Raw genomic sequence first — 16,860 nt, forward strand, 5'->3', positions numbered from 1 at the left:
TGACCGAACGCCACCCCACGGTATGGGGTGGCGTTCTCGGTCATCGGTTGGGCCGGCCCAGCGCCTAATCGGCGAACCGGCGAAGCTCCGACATCGCCCGCTGGGTGACCTCCTCGACCGGACCGGTCGCGTCCACCCCGCGCAGAATGCCCTCGTCGGCATAGAAACTGATTAAAGGAGCGGTCTGCTCCTGGTAGACCTCCAGCCGGTGCCTGATGGTCTCCTCGCGATCGTCATCACGCTGGAACAGCTCGCCGCCGCAGGCGTCGCAGATCCCGTCCACCTTCGGCGGATCGAAATCCACGTGCCACACCTTGCCGCAGGACCGGCAGGTACGGCGGCCCGCCAGGCGACGGACCACCTCGTCGTCGTCGACCACCAGCTCCAGCACCAGGTCGAGCCCGATGCCGAAGTCGGCCAGCATCTTCTTGAGCACCTCAGCCTGGGCCACGTTCCGAGGGAAGCCGTCGAGCAGGAAGCCCTCCTGCGCGTCGTTCTCCGCCAGCCGGTCGCGAACCATCGCGATCGTCACCTCGTCGGGGACCAGGTCCCCGCGATCCATGAAACCCTTGGCGAGCTTGCCAAGTTCCGTGCCCCCAGAGACGTTGGCGCGGAAAATGTCACCTGTCGAGATTTTCGGGATCGACAGATGCGATGCGATGAACTGGGCCTGCGTCCCCTTGCCCGCTCCGGGGGGCCCGACCAGGACGACGCGCACTATCTCAGGAAGCCCTCGTAATTACGCTGCTGGAGCTGGCTCTCGATCTGCTTGACCGTGTCCAGGCCCACACCCACCATGATCAGAATGCTGGTTCCTCCGAACGGGAAGTTCTGGCTCGCCCCGGCCAGCGCCAGCGCGAAGATCGGGACCATGGAGATCGCGCCCAGATACAACGAGCCTGGCGCCGTCAACCGGGTGAGCACGTAGTTCAGGTACTCAGCGGTCGGCCGGCCCGGACGGATGCCCGGAATGAACCCACCGTACTTCTTCATGTTGTCGGACACTTCAACGGGGTTGAAGGTAATGGACACGTAGAAGTAGGTGAAGAAGACGATCAGGAGGAAGAACGTAGCCATGTAGATGGGGGTGTCCCCCGTGGCCATGTTCTGCGCGATCCACTCGACCACCACGTTGGGCGTGGTGCTGTTGGCGAACAGCGTGACGACCAGCTGCGGCAGGTAGAGCAGCGAGGAGGCGAAGATGACCGGGATGATGCCGGCCTGGTTGACCTTGAGCGGGATGTAGGTCGAGGTTCCGCCGTACATCCTGCGGCCGACCATACGCTTGGCGTACTGCACGGGGATGCGGCGCTGCGCCTGCTCGACGAAGACCACCGCGGCGACCATGAAGACACCGACGATCATCACGATGACGAACGTGAACCAGCCCTTGGTCCGGAAGATGTTCATCAGCTCGGACGGGAAGACCGCGATGATCTGGGTGAAGATGAGGATGGACATGCCGTTGCCGACGCCACGGTCGGTGATCAGCTCGCCCAGCCACATGATGACGGCGGTGCCCGCGGTCATGGTGACGACCATGGTGACGACGGTGAAGATGTCGTCGTTCAGGAGCACCGGAAGATCAGCGCTGTTCTGGAACAGCTGCCCCGATCGGGCCAGCGCCACGAAAGCCGTCGACTGGAGCACAGCCAGCCCGATGGTGAGGTAACGCGTGTACTGCGTGATCTTCGCCGTACCCGCCTGCCCCTCCTTCTTCAGGGCTTCCAGTCGGGGAATGACGACGGTCAGCAGCTGCAGGATGATGCTCGCGGTGATGTACGGCATGATGCCGAGCGCGAACACCGAAAGTTTCAGCAGCGCACCGCCACTGAACAGCTGCACCATCCCATAGATGTTGCCCAGTTCACCCGCCTGCGCCTGTTCAAGGGCGACACGGACGTTTTCAGCGTTGACACCGGGGGTCGGAAGCACCGAGCCGAGTCGGAACAACGCGATGATGCCCAAGGTAAAGAGCAACTTCTTGCGCAGGTCCGGAGTACGGAATGCCCGGGTGAGAGCGGTTAGCACGGTCCCTCCTGCGCGCCTAAGACGCGTTACGGTCAGCGATGGTCCGGGGGTCGTCCATCAGTCAGGTCTTCAAGTACGAACTGCACAAACTGTACGGGTGGACAGCGAACGAACCCCACTGTCCAGCGAACTCTAACGCACTACGGGCGCGGAAACTCATTCCGAGCCCCCGCGCCTCGTGATGCATCTGCTTACAGCTCCGTGACGGAGCCACCGGCGGCAGCGATCTTCTCCTTGGCGCTGGCGGAGAAGGCGTGCGCCTGCACGTTCAACGCCACGGAGATGTCGCCGGTTCCCAGCACCTTGACGAGCTGGTTCTTCCGAACCGCGCCCGCCTCGACCAGCGTGTCCACCGTGACGTCGCCGCCGGCGGGGAACAGCTCGCCGAGCCGGTCCAGGTTGACGACCTGGTAGGTCGTCTTGAACAGCGAGTTGGAGAAGCCCTTCAGCTTCGGCAGCCGCCGCTGGAGCGGAACCTGGCCACCTTCGAAGCCGAGCGGGACGTTCGTCCGGGACTTGGTGCCCTTGGTGCCGCGACCGGCGGTCTTGCCCTTGGAGCCCTCGCCGCGGCCCTTGCGGACCTTGGACTTGTGGGCGCCCGGGGCCGGACGCAGGTCGTGCGGCTTGAGCGGGGTGTTATCAGTCATGACTAGTCGACCTCTTCAACCTCGACGAGGTGCGTCACCACGGCGACCATCCCGCGAATCTCGGGCCGGTCCTCCTTGACGACGACATCGCCGATGCGCTTCAGGCCCAGCGAGCGCAGCGAGTCCCGCTGGTTCTGCTTGCCACCGATCTTCGACCGGGTCTGGGTGATCTTCAGACGAGCCATCGACTAGCTCACCGCCTTCGCCGCCGCGGCGGCCTCGGCGAGACCCTCGGCGCGCGCCTTGAGCATCCGCTTGGGGGCGACGTCCTCGATCGGCAGACCGCGGCGGGCCGCGATCTCCTCAGGCCGGGACAGGCCCTTCAGCGCCGCCACGGTGGCGTGCACGATGTTGATCGGGTTGTCCGAGCCGAGCGACTTGGACAGCACGTCGTGGATCCCGGCGCACTCCAGCACCGCGCGCACCGGGCCACCCGCGATCACACCGGTACCGGGCGAGGCCGGCCGCAGGAGCACGACGCCAGCGGCGTCCTCGCCCTGCACGGTGTGCGGGATGGTGCCCTGGATGCGCGGCACCTTGAAGAAGTGCTTCTTGGCCTCCTCGACGCCCTTGGCGATCGCCGCGGGCACCTCCTTGGCCTTGCCGTAGCCGACCCCGACGAGGCCGTTGCCATCGCCGACGATGACCAGCGCGGTGAAGCTGAAGCGCCGGCCACCCTTGACGACCTTGGCCACTCGGTTGATCTTCACGACGCGCTCGATGTAAGAGACGCCCTTGTCCTGGGCGCCACCGCGGCGATCGTCACGACGTTCCCGCCGCTCGCCACCGCCGCCGGCACCGCGACGCGGAGCTCCAGCCATCAGTGGTTCCTCTTCTCATTGCTCATAAGACGGGTGGTCATCAGTTGCGACCCTCGGATCGGATTCATCAGAAGTCCAACCCGCCTTCACGGGCGCTATCGGCGAGCGCCGCCAGGCGGCCCGCGTAGCGGTTGCCACCGCGGTCGAAGACCACGGCGGAGATCCCGGCGGCCTTGGCCCGCTGAGCGAGGAGCGCGCCGACCTGCTTGGCCTTCTCGGTCTTGTCGCCCTCCGCCGTACGGAGCGAGGCGTCCAGCGTGGACGCGCTCACCAGCGTGTGACCGGCGGTGTCGTCCACGATCTGCACGAACATGTGCCGGGTGGACCGGTTGACGACCAGACGCGGACGCTCGACGGTCCCGACGACCTTCTTGCGCACGCGACGGTGGCGACGGGCTCGCGAAATGGCGCGAGCGGCGGTGTGCTTGCCGTACTTCGCGGCCATTTTACTTACCAGCCTTTCCGACCTTGCGGCGGATAACTTCACCCTGGTAGCGCACGCCCTTGCCCTTGTACGGGTCGGGCTTGCGCAGCTTGCGGATGTTCGCGGCGACCTCGCCGACCTTCTGCTTGTCGATGCCGTCCACGTGGAAAAGCGTGGGGCGCTCGACCCGGAAGGTGACACCCTCCGGAGCGTCGACGACGACGGGGTGGCTGAAGCCCAGTGCGAACTCCAGCTGCGTCGGGCCCTTGGCCTGCACGCGGTAACCCACGCCGACGATCTCCAGCGTCTTGGTGTATCCCTGGGTGACCCCGCTCACCATGTTGGCGATCAGGGTCCGAGACAGGCCGTGCAGCGCGCGGACCTTGTTCTCGTCGTTGGGACGGGTGACGGCGATGGTGCCGTCATCGGCGCGCGCGACCTCGATGGGCTCGGCGACCGTGTGTGAAAGCGTGCCCTTCGGGCCCTTGACCTGGACATCCCGGCCGTCGATGGCGATCTCGACACCGCTCGGTACGGGGATGGGCAGTCGTCCGATTCGCGACATGCTGTGGTTACTCCCCTCTTACCAAACGTAGGCGAGGACTTCCCCGCCCACTCCGCGCTTGCCGGCCTGCTTGTCGGTCATGAGCCCGCCCGACGTCGAGATGATCGCGACGCCGAGCCCGCCCAGCACCCGAGGCAGGTTGTCCTTCTTTGCGTAGACCCGCAGGCCGGGCTTGGAAACCCGGCGGATGCCCGAGAGCGAGCGCTCCCTGGTCGGCCCGAACTTGAGCTCCACCACGAGGTTCTTTCCGACCTTGGCGTCTTCGACGGTCCAGGCCTGGATGTAACCCTCCTGCTGGAGGATCTCGGCGATGTGCGCCTTGATCTTCGAATACGGCATGCTCACGGATTCGTGGTACGCCGAGTTCGCGTTACGCAGACGCGTGAGCATGTCCGCGATCGGGTCGGTCATCGTCATGGCCGGCGGCCTTCCTCACCGCGGTTTCCCAGCGGGACCTACGGTGTGGTCGTGGGCGTTCGAAAGGAACACCCGGTGAATATGACTCTGGTCTTTACCAGCTGGACTTCGTGATACCGGGCAGCTCGCCCCGGTGGGCCATCTCGCGGAAGCAGACTCGGCACAGGCCGAACTTCCGGTAGACCGCACGCGGGCGTCCGCACCGCGTACAGCGAGTGTACGCGCGGACGTCGAACTTCTGCTTACGCGCTGCCTTGACCTTCAGCGACGTCTTCGCCATGATCAGGCCTCCTTGAAGGGGAAGCCGAGGAGCTTCAGCAGCGCCCGGCCCTGTTCGTCGTTGGTCGCCGTGGTCACCACGGTGATGTCCATGCCGCGCTGGCGGTCGACCTTGTCCTGGTCGATCTCGTGGAACATGACCTGCTCGGTGAGACCGAAGGTGTAGTTGCCGTGGCCGTCGAACTGCTTGGGCGACAGGCCGCGGAAGTCCCGGATACGGGGCAGCGCCAGCGACAGCAGCCGGTCCAGGAACTCCCACATGCGGTCGCCGCGCAGCGTCACGTGCGCGCCGATGGGCATGCCCTCACGCAGCTTGAACTGCGCGATGGACTTGCGGGCCCGGACCACGGCCGGCTTCTGGCCGGTGATCGCGGTGAGGTCGCGGACCGCGCCCTCGATGAGCTTGGAGTCGCGCGCGGCCTCGCCGACGCCCATGTTCACCTTGATCTTGGTGACACCGGGCACCAGCATGATGTTCTCGATGCCGAACTGCTCGCGCAGCTGCGCCACGATCTCCTCGCGGTAGCGCTGCTTGAGGCGCGGGGCGACCCGCTCTTCCGTCTGGGCAGTCATCAGTCGTCCTCACCCGTCTCGTCCGCGGCCTTCTTGGCCGACGCCTTGGCGGGCTTCTCCTCGTGATCCTTGTCCTTATCCTTAAGGTCCTCATCCTTGAGCTTCTTGACGTTGCTCACGTGGATGGGAGCCTCCAGGGTGGTCACGCCGCCCTCGCGGGCGCCACGCGGACCGTTGTTGGTCACCTTGGAGTGCTTCTTGATCATGTTGACGCCCTCGACGACCACGCGGTCCTCGCTGGGCAGCGCGACGATCACCCGGCCCTTGGCGCCCTTGTCCTTGCCGGCGATGACCTGAACCAGGTCGCCCTTCTTCACATGCAGCGACTTCGCCATTTACAACACCTCCGGCGCGAGCGAGATGATGCGCATGAACTTCTTGTCACGCAGCTCGCGGCCCACCGGGCCGAAGATACGCGTGCCCCGGGGGTCACCGCTGTCCTTGATGATGACCGCCGCGTTCTCGTCGAAGCGGATGTACGAACCGTCCGGCCGCCTGCGCTCCTTGACGGTGCGCACGACGACGGCCTTGACGACGTCGCCCTTCTTCACGCCGCCGCCCGGGATGGCGTCCTTCACCGTCGCAACGATGATGTCGCCGATCCCCGCGTAGCGCCGGCCCGAGCCACCGAGCACGCGGATGCAGAGAATCTCCTTGGCACCCGTGTTGTCGGCGACCTTGAGTCGCGACTCCTGCTGGATCACGTCTAACTCCTGTGTGTCTCGCCGGTTCTCATCCGGGGATGAGCCTGGCGGAACCAATGTGGTCTTTTTCCCCCGACGTCAGTCCGCGTGGAACCGTCGCCGCAGGCGGGCCGTGCGGCCCCTTGGACACCACCATGGGGGGCGGTCACCCACCCCCCACGAGGCGCGTCTGTGTTACTTGGCGCGTTCGAGCACTTCCACGACCCGCCACCGCTTGGTGGCGGACAGCGGCCGGGTCTCCATCAGGAGCACGCGGTCGCCGACCCCGGCCGTGTTGGCCTCGTCGTGCGCCTTGTACTTCGTGGTACGGCGGATGACCTTGCCGTACAGCGGGTGCTTCACGCGGTCCTCGACGGCGACGACGACGGTCTTCTCCATCTTGTCGCTGACCACCAGGCCCTCGCGGGTCTTGCGGTAGTTACGCGTGGTCTTCTCGGTGTTCTCAGTTGCTTCAGCCATCGCTCGACTCCTTCTCGACCGTGACGATGCCGAGCTCCCGCTCGCGCATCACGGTGTAGATACGGGCGATCTCGCGGCGGACGGCACGCAGCCGCCCGTGGCTCTCCAACTGACCGGTCGCTGACTGGAAGCGGAGGTTGAACAGCTCCTCCTTGGCTTCCTTGAGCTTCTGGACCAGGGCTTCCTGGTCCTCCACCCGCAGCTCACCGGCGGTCAGGCCCTTAGCCATCACGCCTCACCCACTTCACGCTTAATAAACCGGCACTTCATGGGCAGCTTGTGGATGGCCCGGCGCATCGCCTCACGGGCGATGGTCTCGGGGACACCGGACAGCTCGAACATGACGCGGCCGGGCTTGACATTGGCGATCCACCACTCGGGCGAACCCTTACCGGAACCCATGCGGGTCTCGGCCGGCTTCTTGGTGAGCGGGCGGTCCGGGTAGATGTTGATCCACACCTTGCCGCCACGGCGGATGTGCCGGGTCATGGCGATACGAGCCGACTCGATCTGGCGGTTGGTCACGTAGGAGTGCTCCAGCGCCTGAATGCCGAACTCGCCGAACACGACCCTGGTGCCGCCCTTGGCGGCGCCGTGACGGTCGGGCCGGTGCTGCTTACGGTGCTTGACCCTGCGCGGGATCAGCATGGTCAGCTCCCTTCAGCACCCGGCTGCTCCGCCGGGCCGCTCTCAGGGGCGGCCTGCGCGGCCGCCTCGGTACGGGGTGCGCGTTCGGTACGGCCACCGCCCGCGCCGCCACGACGGGGACGATCACCGCCACCACCGCGACGAGGACGCTCGGCGCCACCGCCACCACCGCCGCCACCGCGACGGTCGTCACGCTCGCGACGCTGGCCCGCGCGGGCTCCGGCCGCCGCCGCCTCGCGCTCGGCGCGAGAGGTCGGGGCCTCACCCTTGTAGATCCACACCTTCACGCCGATCCGGCCGAAGGTGGTCTTGGCCTCGTAGAAGCCGTAGTCGATGTCCGCGCGGAGCGTGTGCAGGGGCACGCGGCCCTCGCGGTAGAACTCCGAACGGGACATCTCCGCGCCGCCGAGGCGACCCGAGCACTGCACCCGGATGCCCTTGGCGCCGCTCTTCATGGCGGACTGCATCGCCTTGCGCATCGCGCGGCGGAACGAGACCCGGCTGGAGAGCTGCTCGGCCACGCCCTGCGCGACCAGCTGCGCGTCGATCTCGGGGTTCTTCACCTCGAGGATGTTGAGCTGGACCTGCTTCTTGGTCAGCTTCTCCAGGTCGCCGCGGATGCGGTCGGCCTCCGCGCCGCGACGGCCGATGACGATGCCCGGCCGGGCGGTGTGGATGTCGACCTGGACGCGGTCGGTGGTCCGCTCGATCTCGACCTTGGAGATACCGGCCCGCTCCATGCCCTTCTGCAGCATGCGGCGGATCGAGACATCCTCGGCCACGTACGCCTTGTACAGCTTGTCGGCGTACCACCGGCTCTTGAAGTCGGTCGTGATACCGAGACGGAACCCGTGCGGGTTAACCTTCTGGCCCACTAGCGGGTCCTCCCCTTCGGCTCGCGGGACTCCACGATCACGGTGATGTGGCTGGTCCGCTTGTTGATCCGATAGGCGCGACCCTGGGCCCGGGGACGGAACCGCTTGAGCGTCGGTCCCTCGTCCACCCACGCACGGCTCACGACGAGCGTCTCACGGTCGAGCTTGAAGTTGTGCTCGGCGTTCGCCATGGCGGACGAGAGCACCTTGTAAACGGTCTCGCTCGCCGCCTGCGGGGCGAACTGCAGTACGGCCTGCGCCTCCGAAGCGGGCAGGCCGCGAATGAGGTCCACCACCCGGCGGGCCTTCCGGGGCGTGTGGCGCGCGTACCGCGCCTGTGCCCTGGCTTCCATCGCTGTCTCCTAGTTGCTTATGAAGGCGCTACCGCCGACTGCGGCGGTCTTCCTTGACGTGGCTGCGGAAGGTCCGCGTAGGCGCGAACTCCCCGAGCTTGTGGCCGATCATCGACTCGGTGATGAACACCGGGACGTGCTTGCGGCCGTCGTGCACGGCGATCGTGTGCCCGAGCATGTCGGGCACGATCATGGAGCGCCGCGACCACGTCTTGATGACGGTCTTGGTGCCCTTCTCGTTCTGGACGTCGACCTTCTTCTGAAGGTGATCGTCCACGAAGGGACCCTTCTTAAGGCTACGTGGCATTTCGGCTGCTCCTACCGCTTCTTCCTCTTGCTCCGACGTCGGATGATCAGCCGGTCGCTGGCCTTGTTCGCCTGCCGGGTCCGTCCCTCGGGCTTGCCGTTGGGGTTGACCGGGTGGCGACCACCGGAGGTCTTGCCCTCGCCACCACCGTGCGGGTGGTCGACGGGGTTCATGGCGACACCGCGGACGGTCGGGCGCTTGCCCTTCCACCGGTTGCGGCCCGCCTTGCCGATGTTGATGTTGGCCTGCTCGGCGTTGCCGACCTGTCCGACGGAGGCCCGGCAGCGCACATCGACCTGACGCATTTCACCGGACGGCATACGCAGCGTGGCGTAGGTGCCCTCCTTGGCCAGCAGCTGGATCTGCGCGCCGGCGCTGCGGCCCAGCTTGGCGCCGCCGCCCGGGCGGAGCTCCACCGCGTGGATGAAGGTACCGGTCGGGATGTTGCGCAGCGGCAGGCAGTTGCCCGGCTTGATGTCGGCGCCGGGACCGTTCTCGATGCGGTCACCCTGCTTGATGCCGGTCGGCGCGAGGATGTAGCGCTTCTCGCCGTCGGCGTAGTGCAGCAGGGCGATGCGGGAGGTGCGGTTCGGGTCGTACTCGATGTGAGCGACCTTGGCCGGGATCCCGTCCTTGTCGTGCCTGCGGAAATCGATGATCCGGTAGGCGCGCTTGTGACCGCCGCCCTGGTGCCGGGCCGTGACCCGGCCGTGGACGTTGCGGCCGCCCTTGCTGTGCAGGGGAGCAAGCAGCGACTTCTCGGGCGTGCTGCGCGTGATCTCGGCGAAGTCCGAGACACTCGCGCCGCGGCGACCCGGGGTCGTCGGCTTGTATTTACGGATGCCCATCTTTTTCGTTCATCCTTGTCGATTCATACCGGCGGGGGTCCGCCGCCCGGCGGTCCCCCTCGGTGCTGACGTGCAGCTTCAGCCTCAGCCGATCTGGCCGAAGATGTCGATACGCTCGCCTTCGGCCAGGCTCACGATCGCGCGCTTGGTAGCCGGACGCTGGCCGTATCCGAACCGGGTCCGCTTGCGCTTGCCCTGGCGGTTGATGGTGTTGACGCTGGTCACCTTGACCCCGAAGATCTGCTCGATGGCGATCTTCACCTGCGTCTTGTTCACCCCCTGCCGAACCAGGAACGTGTACTTGTTGTGCTCGTCGATCAGGCCGTAGCTCTTCTCAGAGACGATCGGCTTGATGATGATGTCGCGCGGGTCGGCGATCTTCTGCATCAGGCCTCTTCCTTCCCGCTCTTCGCGAGCCGCGCCACCACCGTGTCGTACGCCTCCTGCGTGAAGACGACGTCGTCGTGGCACAGCACGTCATAGGTGTTCAGCTGCCCGGCGTCCAGCAGGTGGACCTCCGGGGCGTTGCGCAGGCTCAGCCAGGTGATCTCGTCGTCCTCGCCGACCACGACGAGCACGCTGCGCGCCTCGGTGATCTTGCGAAGCGCCTGGAGCGCGGTCTTGGTCTTGGGCGTCTCGCCCGTGACCAGCTCGCTCACCACGTGCACCCGGCCGCCGCCCGCGCGGTCCGACAGCGCGCCGCGAAGCGCGGCGGCCTTCATCTTCTTGGGCGTCTTCTGCTCGTACGAGCGCGGCTGCGGGCCGTGCACGGTGCCACCGCCGGTGAACTGCGGCGCCCGGGTGGAACCCTGGCGGGCCCGGCCGGTGCCCTTCTGCCGGTACGGCTTCTTGCCACCGCCGCGGACCTGGCCGCGGGTCTTGGTGGCGTGGGTGCCCTGCCGGCGCGCGGCCAGCTGGGCCACGACGACCTGGTGGATCAGCGGGATGTTGACCTTGACACCGAAGATGTCCTCCGGCAGGTCCACACTGCTGCCCGTCTTGGCGCCACTGGCGTCGAGAACGTCAATCGTGCTCATTTGCCGGCCCCCTTCTTGGCTGCGGTACGGATGAGGACCAGGCTGCCGTTGGCGCCGGGAATCGCACCCTTGATCAGGATGAGATTCTTCTCGACGTCCACGGCGTGCACCTTCAGGCTCTGGATGGTGGTGCGGACGTTGCCCATCCGACCGGCCATGCGCAGGCCCTTGAAGACGCGGCCCGGAGTGGCGCAGCCGCCGATGGAACCAGGCGAGCGGTGCTTGCGCTGGGTGCCGTGCGAGGCGCTGAGACCCTTGAAGTTGTGGCGCTTCATGACGCCCGCGAAGCCCTTGCCCTTGCTCTTGCCCGTCACGTCGACGTGCTGGCCGGCCTCGAAGGTGTCCGCGAGGACTTCCTGGCCCAGGGTGTAGTCGGAGGCGTCGTCGGTGCGTACCTCGACGAAGAAGCGGCGCGGGGTGATGTCGTGCTTGCGCAGGTAGTCGCCGAGCGGCTTGTTGACCTTGCGCGGGTCGACCTGCCCGTAACCGAGCTGTACGGCGGCGTAGCCGTCGCGCTCTTCCGTGCGGACCCTGGTCACCACGCACGGACCGGCCTCGACGACGGTCACCGGAACCATCCGGTTGCCCTCGTCGAAGACCTGGGTCATGCCGAGCTTCTTGCCCAGGACGCCCTTGATCTGCTTAGCCATGTCAGTGCGTTCCCTCAGAGCTTGATCGAGATGTCGACACCCGCGGGCAGGTCGAGCCGCATGAGCGAGTCGACGGTCTTGGGTGTCGGGTCGATGATGTCAATCAGCCGCTTGTGCGTGCGCATCTCAAAGTGCTCGCGGCTGTCCTTGTACTTGTGCGGCGAACGGATGACGCAGTACACGTTCTTCTCGGTCGGCAGCGGCACCGGGCCCGCGACCTTCGCGCCGGTACGCGTCACCGTCTCGACGATCTTCTTGGCCGAGCTGTCGATGACCTCGTGGTCATACGCCTTGAGCCGGATGCGGATCTTCTGTCCCGCCATAATGGCCTCGGTGTCCTTCGCTGTCGTCTGAACAAGTAACGTGCGGCAGGTTGCCGCTTAGCTAGTTAATGAGAAACCCGTCCCATAGCCAGCCGCATGACCGCCGACCAGGCGATTCACTGCTGCGGCTGTCCAGTTCACGACTTTCTCATTAATCCGTGATCCGGCAGCTCCTTCGGATTCCTCCGAAGGGACTGCGGCATCACGGGGTGCGGCCGGGTCCTGGTGGACCCGGCCGCCTGGTACTACTTGATGATCTTCGTGACTCGTCCGGCGCCGACGGTGCGGCCACCTTCGCGGATGGCGAACTTGAGTCCGTCCTCCATCGCGATCGGCTGGATGAGGCTGACGTTCATCTCGGTGTTGTCCCCGGGCATGACCATCTCGGTGCCCTCGGGGAGGTTCACCACGCCGGTCACGTCCGTCGTCCGGAAGTAGAACTGGGGACGGTAGTTGTTGAAGAACGGCGTGTGCCGGCCGCCCTCGTCCTTGGACAGGATGTAGACCTGTGCCTCGAACTCGGTGTGCGGGGTGGTCGTGCCCGGCTTGATGATGCACTGGCCACGCTCGACGTCCTCGCGCTTGATGCCGCGCAGGAGCAGACCGACGTTGTCGCCGGCCTGGCCCTCGTCGAGCAGCTTGCGGAACATCTCGACACCGGTGACGGTGGTCGTGGTGTGCTTCTCCTTGATGCCGATGATGTCGACGGTCTCGTTGACCTTGACGACACCGCGCTCGATCCGGCCGGTGACGACGGTGCCACGACCGGTGATCGAGAACACGTCCTCGATCGGCATCAGGAACGGCTTCTCGGTGTCACGGACCGGCTCGGGGACGTTCTCGTCCACGGCGGTCATGAGCTCGATGATCGAGTCGCCCCAGGCCGCGTCGCCCTCCAGCGCCTTCAGCGCGGAGACGCGGACCACCGGCAGGTCGTCGCCGGGGAACTCCTGAGCCGAGAGCAGCTCGCGGACCTCGAGCTCGACGAGCTCCAGGATCTCCTCGTCGTCCACCATGTCGGCCTTGTTGAGGGCCACCACGATGTAGGGAACGCCGACCTGGCGGGCCAGGAGCACGTGCTCCTTGGTCTGCGGCATCGGACCGTCGGTCGCGGCGACCACCAGGATCGCGCCGTCCATCTGCGCGGCACCCGTGATCATGTTCTTCACGTAGTCGGCGTGACCAGGGCAGTCGACGTGCGCGTAGTGGCGCTTCTCCGTCTGGTACTCGACGTGCGCGATCGAGATGGTGATGCCACGCGCCTTCTCCTCGGGCGCCTTGTCGATCTTGTCGAACGGGGTCGCCTCGTTGAGCTGCGGGTAACGGTCGTGAAGCACCTTGGTGATCGCCGCGGTCAGAGTGGTCTTGCCGTGGTCGATGTGCCCAATGGTGCCGATGTTCACGTGCGGCTTGTTCCGCTCGAACTTGGCCTTGGCCACTGGTCTGTCTCCTTAGAGATTTCTGACTTGACTTTCGTCTTCCAACAGGCCTGGGGCTACTCGCCCCGGACCTTAGCGACGATCTCCTTGGCGATGCCCGGAGGCACCTCCGCGTAAGAGTCGAACTGCATGCTGTAGCTCGCGCGACCCTGCGTCTTGCTCCGCAGGTCACCCACATACCCGAACATCTCGGACAGCGGCACGAGCGCCTTGATGACGCGGGCACCAGCCCGCTCGTCCATGGCCTGGATCTGCCCCCGGCGGCCGTTCAGGTCGCCGATGACGTCGCCCATGTAGTCCTCGGGCGTGGTGACCTCCACGGCCATCATCGGTTCGAGGAGCACGGGGTCGGCCTTGCGGGCGGCCTCCTTGAAGGCCATCGAGCCGGCCATCTTGAAGGCCATTTCAGAGGAGTCCACTTCGTGGAAAGCCCCGTCCTGAAGGGTGACCTTCACGCCTACCATCGGGTAGCCGGCGAGAACGCCGAACTCGGCGGCCTGCTGGGCGCCCGCGTCCACCGACGGGATGTACTCCCGCGGGATGCGGCCACCGGAGACCTTGTTCTCGAACTCGTACCCGTCGTTGCCCTCGCCCAGCGGCTCAAGGTCGATGATGACCTTGGCGAACTGGCCGGAGCCACCGGTCTGCTTCTTGTGCACGTAGTCGACCTTCTCCACCTTGCGGCGGATGGTCTCCCGGTACGCCACCTGCGGACGACCGACGTTCGCCTCGACCTTGAACTCGCGGCGCATGCGGTCGACCAGGATCTCCAGGTGCAGCTCGCCCATGCCGTGGATCACGGTCTGGCCGGTCTCCTCGTCGCGGCGGACCTGGAAGGACGGGTCCTCCTCGGCCAGGCGCTGGATGGCGGTGCCGAGCTTCTCCTGGTCACCCTTGGTCTTCGGCTCGATCGCGACGCTGATGACCGGCGCCGGGAACGTCATCGACTCCAGCACGACCGGGTGGGCCGGATCGCACAGGGTGTCCCCGGTGGTGGTGTCCTTGAGGCCCATCACGGCGACGATCTGACCGGCGTGCGCGGACGGGCGCTCCTCGCGCTTGTTCGCGTGCATCTGGTAGATCTTGCCGATCCGCTCCTTGCGGCCCTTGACCGAGTTCACCACGCCGGTGCCGGTCTCCAGGGTGCCGGAGTAGATCCGGATGTAGGTGAGGCGGCCCAGGTGCTGGTCGCTCATGATCTTGAACGCGAGCGCCGAGAACGGCTCGTTCACGTCCGAGCTGCGCTCGACGATCTGGTCTTCCTTGCCGACCGCGTGGCCCTGGAAGGCCGGGAGGTCGATCGGCGCGGGCAGGTAGGCCACGATCGCGTCGAGCAGCGGCTGCACGCCCTTGTTCTTGAACGCGGTGCCGGTCAGGACCGGGTTGATGGCGCTGGTCAGCGTGGCCCGGCGGATCGCCGCGACCAGCTGCTCCTCGGTGGGCTCGATGCCCTCGAGGAAGAGCTCCATCAGCTCGTCGTCGTTCTCGGCCACGGTCTCGACCAGCTTGTCGCGCCACTCGCGCGCGATCTCGACGTGGTCGGTCGGGATGTCGACGACGTCGTACATCTCGCCCTTGGCCGCCTCGGCGCTCCAGAGGAGGCCCTTCATCTTCACCAGGTCGATGATGCCCTTGAAGTCGGACTCGACGCCCCAGGGAAGCTGGATGACGGCCGGGGTGGCCGCGAGACGGCTGACCATCATGTCGACGCAGCGGTGGAACTCCGCGCCGACCCGGTCCATCTTGTTCACGAAGCAGATGCGTGGCACGCCGTAACGGTCAGCCTGGCGCCACACCGTCTCCGACTGCGGCTCGACACCCGCGACAGCGTCGAACACGGCGACGGCGCCGTCGAGGACGCGGAGCGAGCGCTCCACCTCGATGGTGAAGTCGACGTGCCCCGGGGTGTCGATGATGTTGATGGTGTGACCGAGCCACTCGCAGGTCGTCGCGGCGGAGGTGATGGTGATGCCGCGCTCCTGCTCCTGCTCCATCCAGTCCATGGTGGCAGCGCCCTCATGAACTTCACCGATCTTGTAGTTGATCCCGGTGTAGAACAGGATGCGCTCGGTCGTGGTGGTCTTGCCCGCGTCGATATGGGCCATGATCCCGATGTTGCGGACCTTGGCCAGGTCAAGAGCCAGTTGGGTGGCCACTTCTCTGCGTCCTTTGCTTGGTGGTGCGCCCGGCTACCAGCGGTAGTGAGCGAAGGCCTTGTTGGACTCGGCCATCTTGTGGGTGTCCTCGCGCTTCTTGACACTCGCGCCGAGGCCGTTGCTGGCGTCGAGGAGCTCGTTCATGAGGCGCTCGGTCATGGTCTTCTCGCGGCGGGCGCGGGAGTACTGCACCAGCCAGCGCAGGGCCAGGGTGGTGCTGCGCGCCGCGCGCACCTCGACCGGAACCTGGTACGTGGCGCCACCGACCCGACGGCTGCGGACCTCGAGAGTCGGCTTGACGTTGTCGAGAGCGCGCTTGAGCGTGACGACCGGGTCGTTGCCGGTCTTATCCTTGCAACCCTCGAGGGCGCCGTACACGATCGACTGGGCGATCGAGCGCTTGCCGTCCAGGAGGACCTTGTTGATCAGGGCGGTGACCAGCGGCGAGTTGTGCACCGGGTCGGACATGAGCTGGCGACGCCCAGGAGAACCCTTGCGAGGCATTACTTCTTCTCCTTCTTGGCGCCGTAGCGGCTGCGAGCCTGCTTGCGGTTGCGGACGCCCTGGGTGTCGAGCGAGCCGCGGATGATCTTGTAGCGAACGCCGGGGAGGTCCTTCACACGACCGCCACGGACGAGCACGATCGAGTGCTCCTGCAGGTTGTGACCCACACCAGGGATGTAGGCCGTGACCTCGATGCCGTTGGTCAGGCGGACACGCGCGACCTTCCGAAGCGCCGAGTTCGGCTTCTTCGGGGTGGTGGTGTAGACGCGGGTGCAGACGCCGCGCCGCTGCGGGCTGCCCTTGAGCGCAGGAGTCTTGGTCTTGGAGACCTTGTCCTGCCGGCCCTTGCGGACCAACTGCTGAATCGTGGGCACTACAACTCCGTTTCGTGCCTATGCCGGTGATACGGTGACATGCTTTTTCGCAGGTGCTGCCGGTGTCATGACCTGCTGGTTTTCCCTCTCCGCCGACCCACGCGGTCGGGCGTGTCGCGATCTAATCGCGTTACACCCTTGCTGGATTTGGAGAGAGCCACGCGGCGCTACCTGCGCGCACGCATGCGGACCCACGAACCATGGGCACGAAGAGCAAGACTACCCAGCCCCCCGCAACACGTCAAAACGGCCGCGCTCAGCGGGTCATCGGGATCCCGTGCCCGGGTCCCCGGCCCACCTTTCTCACGCAGGCCGAAATTGAGTCCGCCACCAGTTTACCCCGCCACCCCGACTCCCCCGACCATTTCCCCCAAACCCCGGGTTCTCCCACCCACCCAGCCTCCTTTGCTTCCCCCGGGCTCCGCC

General features: G+C 66.2%; 27 protein-coding genes. All 27 read right to left on the minus strand.

Going from position 1 to position 16,860, the window contains the following annotated elements:
- Positions 1-64: 64 nt before the first annotated feature.
- The gene (locus Amac_RS48580) at positions 65-718 is read right to left on the minus strand and encodes an adenylate kinase (protein WP_155361224.1); all 654 of its coding nucleotides are present in this window, start codon (positions 716-718) and stop codon (positions 65-67) included.
- Positions 718-2,031, minus strand: a complete 1,314-nt coding sequence (gene secY, locus Amac_RS48585) for a preprotein translocase subunit SecY (RefSeq protein ID WP_155361225.1) — start codon at positions 2,029-2,031, stop codon at positions 718-720. Before secY ends, Amac_RS48580 begins: the two co-directional genes overlap by 1 nt.
- A 191-nt stretch (positions 2,032-2,222) precedes the next feature.
- The gene (gene rplO / locus Amac_RS48590; protein WP_155361226.1) at positions 2,223-2,678 is read right to left on the minus strand and encodes a 50S ribosomal protein L15; all 456 of its coding nucleotides are present in this window, start codon (positions 2,676-2,678) and stop codon (positions 2,223-2,225) included.
- 2 nt (positions 2,679-2,680) lie between these two features.
- Positions 2,681-2,863 carry a 50S ribosomal protein L30 gene (rpmD, locus tag Amac_RS48595; protein ID WP_030451484.1) on the minus strand — a complete coding sequence of 61 codons (183 nt, stop codon included), beginning with the start codon at positions 2,861-2,863 and terminating at the stop codon, positions 2,681-2,683.
- 3 nt (positions 2,864-2,866) lie between these two features.
- Positions 2,867-3,499: a 30S ribosomal protein S5 gene (rpsE, locus tag Amac_RS48600; protein ID WP_155361227.1), complete on the minus strand. Its 633-nt coding sequence runs from the start codon at positions 3,497-3,499 to the stop codon at positions 2,867-2,869.
- 67 nt (positions 3,500-3,566) lie between these two features.
- Positions 3,567-3,944 (minus strand): 50S ribosomal protein L18, encoded by a 378-nt coding sequence (gene rplR / locus Amac_RS48605; RefSeq protein ID WP_155361228.1) that lies wholly within the window; start codon positions 3,942-3,944, stop codon positions 3,567-3,569.
- A 1-nt stretch (position 3,945) separates the two neighbouring features.
- A complete protein-coding gene (gene rplF, locus Amac_RS48610) occupies positions 3,946-4,488 on the minus strand; it encodes a 50S ribosomal protein L6 (protein ID WP_155361229.1) in 543 nt (180 codons plus the stop codon).
- 18 nt (positions 4,489-4,506) lie between these two features.
- The gene (gene rpsH, locus Amac_RS48615; protein WP_155361230.1) at positions 4,507-4,905 is read right to left on the minus strand and encodes a 30S ribosomal protein S8; all 399 of its coding nucleotides are present in this window, start codon (positions 4,903-4,905) and stop codon (positions 4,507-4,509) included.
- A 94-nt stretch (positions 4,906-4,999) separates the two neighbouring features.
- Entirely contained in the window at positions 5,000-5,185 is a 186-nt protein-coding gene (locus tag Amac_RS48620; RefSeq protein ID WP_155336843.1) for a type Z 30S ribosomal protein S14, read from the minus strand.
- A gap of 2 nt (positions 5,186-5,187) precedes the next feature.
- The gene (rplE, locus tag Amac_RS48625) at positions 5,188-5,757 is read right to left on the minus strand and encodes a 50S ribosomal protein L5 (protein ID WP_155351285.1); all 570 of its coding nucleotides are present in this window, start codon (positions 5,755-5,757) and stop codon (positions 5,188-5,190) included.
- On the minus strand, positions 5,757-6,080 hold the full coding sequence (rplX, locus tag Amac_RS48630; RefSeq protein WP_155361235.1) for a 50S ribosomal protein L24: 324 nt from the start codon (positions 6,078-6,080) through the stop codon (positions 5,757-5,759). The genes rplE and rplX overlap by 1 nt, the downstream gene beginning before the upstream one ends.
- A 12-nt stretch (positions 6,081-6,092) precedes the next feature.
- Complete coding sequence (gene rplN / locus Amac_RS48635) at positions 6,093-6,461, minus strand: 50S ribosomal protein L14 (RefSeq protein ID WP_055482781.1); 369 nt, start codon at positions 6,459-6,461, stop codon at positions 6,093-6,095.
- Between the two features lie 174 nt (positions 6,462-6,635).
- A complete protein-coding gene (gene rpsQ / locus Amac_RS48640) occupies positions 6,636-6,920 on the minus strand; it encodes a 30S ribosomal protein S17 (protein WP_155351284.1) in 285 nt (94 codons plus the stop codon).
- Positions 6,913-7,149: a 50S ribosomal protein L29 gene (rpmC, locus tag Amac_RS48645; protein ID WP_155336847.1), complete on the minus strand. Its 237-nt coding sequence runs from the start codon at positions 7,147-7,149 to the stop codon at positions 6,913-6,915. Before rpmC ends, rpsQ begins: the two co-directional genes overlap by 8 nt.
- The gene (gene rplP / locus Amac_RS48650; RefSeq protein WP_155351283.1) at positions 7,149-7,568 is read right to left on the minus strand and encodes a 50S ribosomal protein L16; all 420 of its coding nucleotides are present in this window, start codon (positions 7,566-7,568) and stop codon (positions 7,149-7,151) included. Before rplP ends, rpmC begins: the two co-directional genes overlap by 1 nt.
- Positions 7,569-7,570: 2 nt before the next feature.
- Complete coding sequence (gene rpsC / locus Amac_RS48655; protein ID WP_155351282.1) at positions 7,571-8,443, minus strand: 30S ribosomal protein S3; 873 nt, start codon at positions 8,441-8,443, stop codon at positions 7,571-7,573.
- Positions 8,443-8,796 (minus strand): 50S ribosomal protein L22, encoded by a 354-nt coding sequence (gene rplV / locus Amac_RS48660; protein ID WP_155336850.1) that lies wholly within the window; start codon positions 8,794-8,796, stop codon positions 8,443-8,445. The genes rpsC and rplV overlap by 1 nt, the downstream gene beginning before the upstream one ends.
- A gap of 28 nt (positions 8,797-8,824) precedes the next feature.
- Positions 8,825-9,103, minus strand: a complete 279-nt coding sequence (rpsS, locus tag Amac_RS48665; RefSeq protein ID WP_132617246.1) for a 30S ribosomal protein S19 — start codon at positions 9,101-9,103, stop codon at positions 8,825-8,827.
- An 11-nt stretch (positions 9,104-9,114) separates the two neighbouring features.
- Positions 9,115-9,951, minus strand: a complete 837-nt coding sequence (gene rplB, locus Amac_RS48670) for a 50S ribosomal protein L2 (RefSeq protein WP_155336851.1) — start codon at positions 9,949-9,951, stop codon at positions 9,115-9,117.
- 84 nt (positions 9,952-10,035) lie between these two features.
- A complete protein-coding gene (gene rplW / locus Amac_RS48675) occupies positions 10,036-10,338 on the minus strand; it encodes a 50S ribosomal protein L23 (protein ID WP_155351280.1) in 303 nt (100 codons plus the stop codon).
- Complete coding sequence (gene rplD / locus Amac_RS48680; RefSeq protein ID WP_155361231.1) at positions 10,338-10,988, minus strand: 50S ribosomal protein L4; 651 nt, start codon at positions 10,986-10,988, stop codon at positions 10,338-10,340. Before rplD ends, rplW begins: the two co-directional genes overlap by 1 nt.
- Positions 10,985-11,638 carry a 50S ribosomal protein L3 gene (gene rplC, locus Amac_RS48685; protein WP_155361232.1) on the minus strand — a complete coding sequence of 218 codons (654 nt, stop codon included), beginning with the start codon at positions 11,636-11,638 and terminating at the stop codon, positions 10,985-10,987. Before rplC ends, rplD begins: the two co-directional genes overlap by 4 nt.
- 14 nt (positions 11,639-11,652) lie before the next feature.
- Positions 11,653-11,961: a 30S ribosomal protein S10 gene (gene rpsJ / locus Amac_RS48690; protein WP_012887830.1), complete on the minus strand. Its 309-nt coding sequence runs from the start codon at positions 11,959-11,961 to the stop codon at positions 11,653-11,655.
- Between the two features lie 245 nt (positions 11,962-12,206).
- Positions 12,207-13,400: an elongation factor Tu gene (gene tuf / locus Amac_RS48695; RefSeq protein WP_155361233.1), complete on the minus strand. Its 1,194-nt coding sequence runs from the start codon at positions 13,398-13,400 to the stop codon at positions 12,207-12,209.
- A gap of 56 nt (positions 13,401-13,456) precedes the next feature.
- A complete protein-coding gene (fusA, locus tag Amac_RS48700; protein WP_373869949.1) occupies positions 13,457-15,505 on the minus strand; it encodes an elongation factor G in 2,049 nt (682 codons plus the stop codon).
- An 84-nt stretch (positions 15,506-15,589) separates the two neighbouring features.
- Positions 15,590-16,060 (minus strand): 30S ribosomal protein S7, encoded by a 471-nt coding sequence (gene rpsG / locus Amac_RS48705; RefSeq protein ID WP_155351275.1) that lies wholly within the window; start codon positions 16,058-16,060, stop codon positions 15,590-15,592.
- Complete coding sequence (gene rpsL, locus Amac_RS48710) at positions 16,060-16,434, minus strand: 30S ribosomal protein S12 (RefSeq protein ID WP_030451506.1); 375 nt, start codon at positions 16,432-16,434, stop codon at positions 16,060-16,062. The genes rpsG and rpsL overlap by 1 nt, the downstream gene beginning before the upstream one ends.
- Positions 16,435-16,860: the final 426 nt, after the last annotated feature.

The organism is Acrocarpospora macrocephala (assembly GCF_009687865.1).
In the GTDB taxonomy this organism is placed as follows: Bacteria; Actinomycetota; Actinomycetes; order Streptosporangiales; family Streptosporangiaceae; genus Acrocarpospora; species Acrocarpospora macrocephala.

Excerpts from the sequence above, each read along its gene's own strand:
- rplO (WP_155361226.1), bottom strand. The coding sequence starts at position 2,678 with ATGACTGATAACACCCCGCTCAAGCCGCACGACCTGCGTCCGGCCCCG.
- rpmD (WP_030451484.1), bottom strand. The coding sequence starts at position 2,863 with ATGGCTCGTCTGAAGATCACCCAGACCCGGTCGAAGATCGGTGGCAAG.
- rpsE (WP_155361227.1), bottom strand. The coding sequence starts at position 3,499 with ATGGCTGGAGCTCCGCGTCGCGGTGCCGGCGGCGGTGGCGAGCGGCGG.
- rplR (WP_155361228.1), bottom strand. The coding sequence starts at position 3,944 with ATGGCCGCGAAGTACGGCAAGCACACCGCCGCTCGCGCCATTTCGCGA.
- rplF (WP_155361229.1), bottom strand. The coding sequence starts at position 4,488 with ATGTCGCGAATCGGACGACTGCCCATCCCCGTACCGAGCGGTGTCGAG.
- rpsH (WP_155361230.1), bottom strand. The coding sequence starts at position 4,905 with ATGACGATGACCGACCCGATCGCGGACATGCTCACGCGTCTGCGTAAC.
- Amac_RS48620 (WP_155336843.1), bottom strand. The coding sequence starts at position 5,185 with ATGGCGAAGACGTCGCTGAAGGTCAAGGCAGCGCGTAAGCAGAAGTTC.
- rplE (WP_155351285.1), bottom strand. The coding sequence starts at position 5,757 with ATGACTGCCCAGACGGAAGAGCGGGTCGCCCCGCGCCTCAAGCAGCGC.
- rpsQ (WP_155351284.1), bottom strand. The coding sequence starts at position 6,920 with ATGGCTGAAGCAACTGAGAACACCGAGAAGACCACGCGTAACTACCGC.
- rpmC (WP_155336847.1), bottom strand. The coding sequence starts at position 7,149 with ATGGCTAAGGGCCTGACCGCCGGTGAGCTGCGGGTGGAGGACCAGGAA.
- rplP (WP_155351283.1), bottom strand. The coding sequence starts at position 7,568 with ATGCTGATCCCGCGCAGGGTCAAGCACCGTAAGCAGCACCGGCCCGAC.
- rplV (WP_155336850.1), bottom strand. The coding sequence starts at position 8,796 with ATGGAAGCCAGGGCACAGGCGCGGTACGCGCGCCACACGCCCCGGAAG.
- rpsS (WP_132617246.1), bottom strand. The coding sequence starts at position 9,103 with ATGCCACGTAGCCTTAAGAAGGGTCCCTTCGTGGACGATCACCTTCAG.
- rplB (WP_155336851.1), bottom strand. The coding sequence starts at position 9,951 with ATGGGCATCCGTAAATACAAGCCGACGACCCCGGGTCGCCGCGGCGCG.
- rplW (WP_155351280.1), bottom strand. The coding sequence starts at position 10,338 with ATGCAGAAGATCGCCGACCCGCGCGACATCATCATCAAGCCGATCGTC.
- rplD (WP_155361231.1), bottom strand. The coding sequence starts at position 10,988 with ATGAGCACGATTGACGTTCTCGACGCCAGTGGCGCCAAGACGGGCAGC.
- rplC (WP_155361232.1), bottom strand. The coding sequence starts at position 11,638 with ATGGCTAAGCAGATCAAGGGCGTCCTGGGCAAGAAGCTCGGCATGACC.
- rpsJ (WP_012887830.1), bottom strand. The coding sequence starts at position 11,961 with ATGGCGGGACAGAAGATCCGCATCCGGCTCAAGGCGTATGACCACGAG.
- fusA (WP_373869949.1), bottom strand. The coding sequence starts at position 15,505 with ATGGCCCATATCGACGCGGGCAAGACCACCACGACCGAGCGCATCCTG.
- rpsG (WP_155351275.1), bottom strand. The coding sequence starts at position 16,060 with ATGCCTCGCAAGGGTTCTCCTGGGCGTCGCCAGCTCATGTCCGACCCG.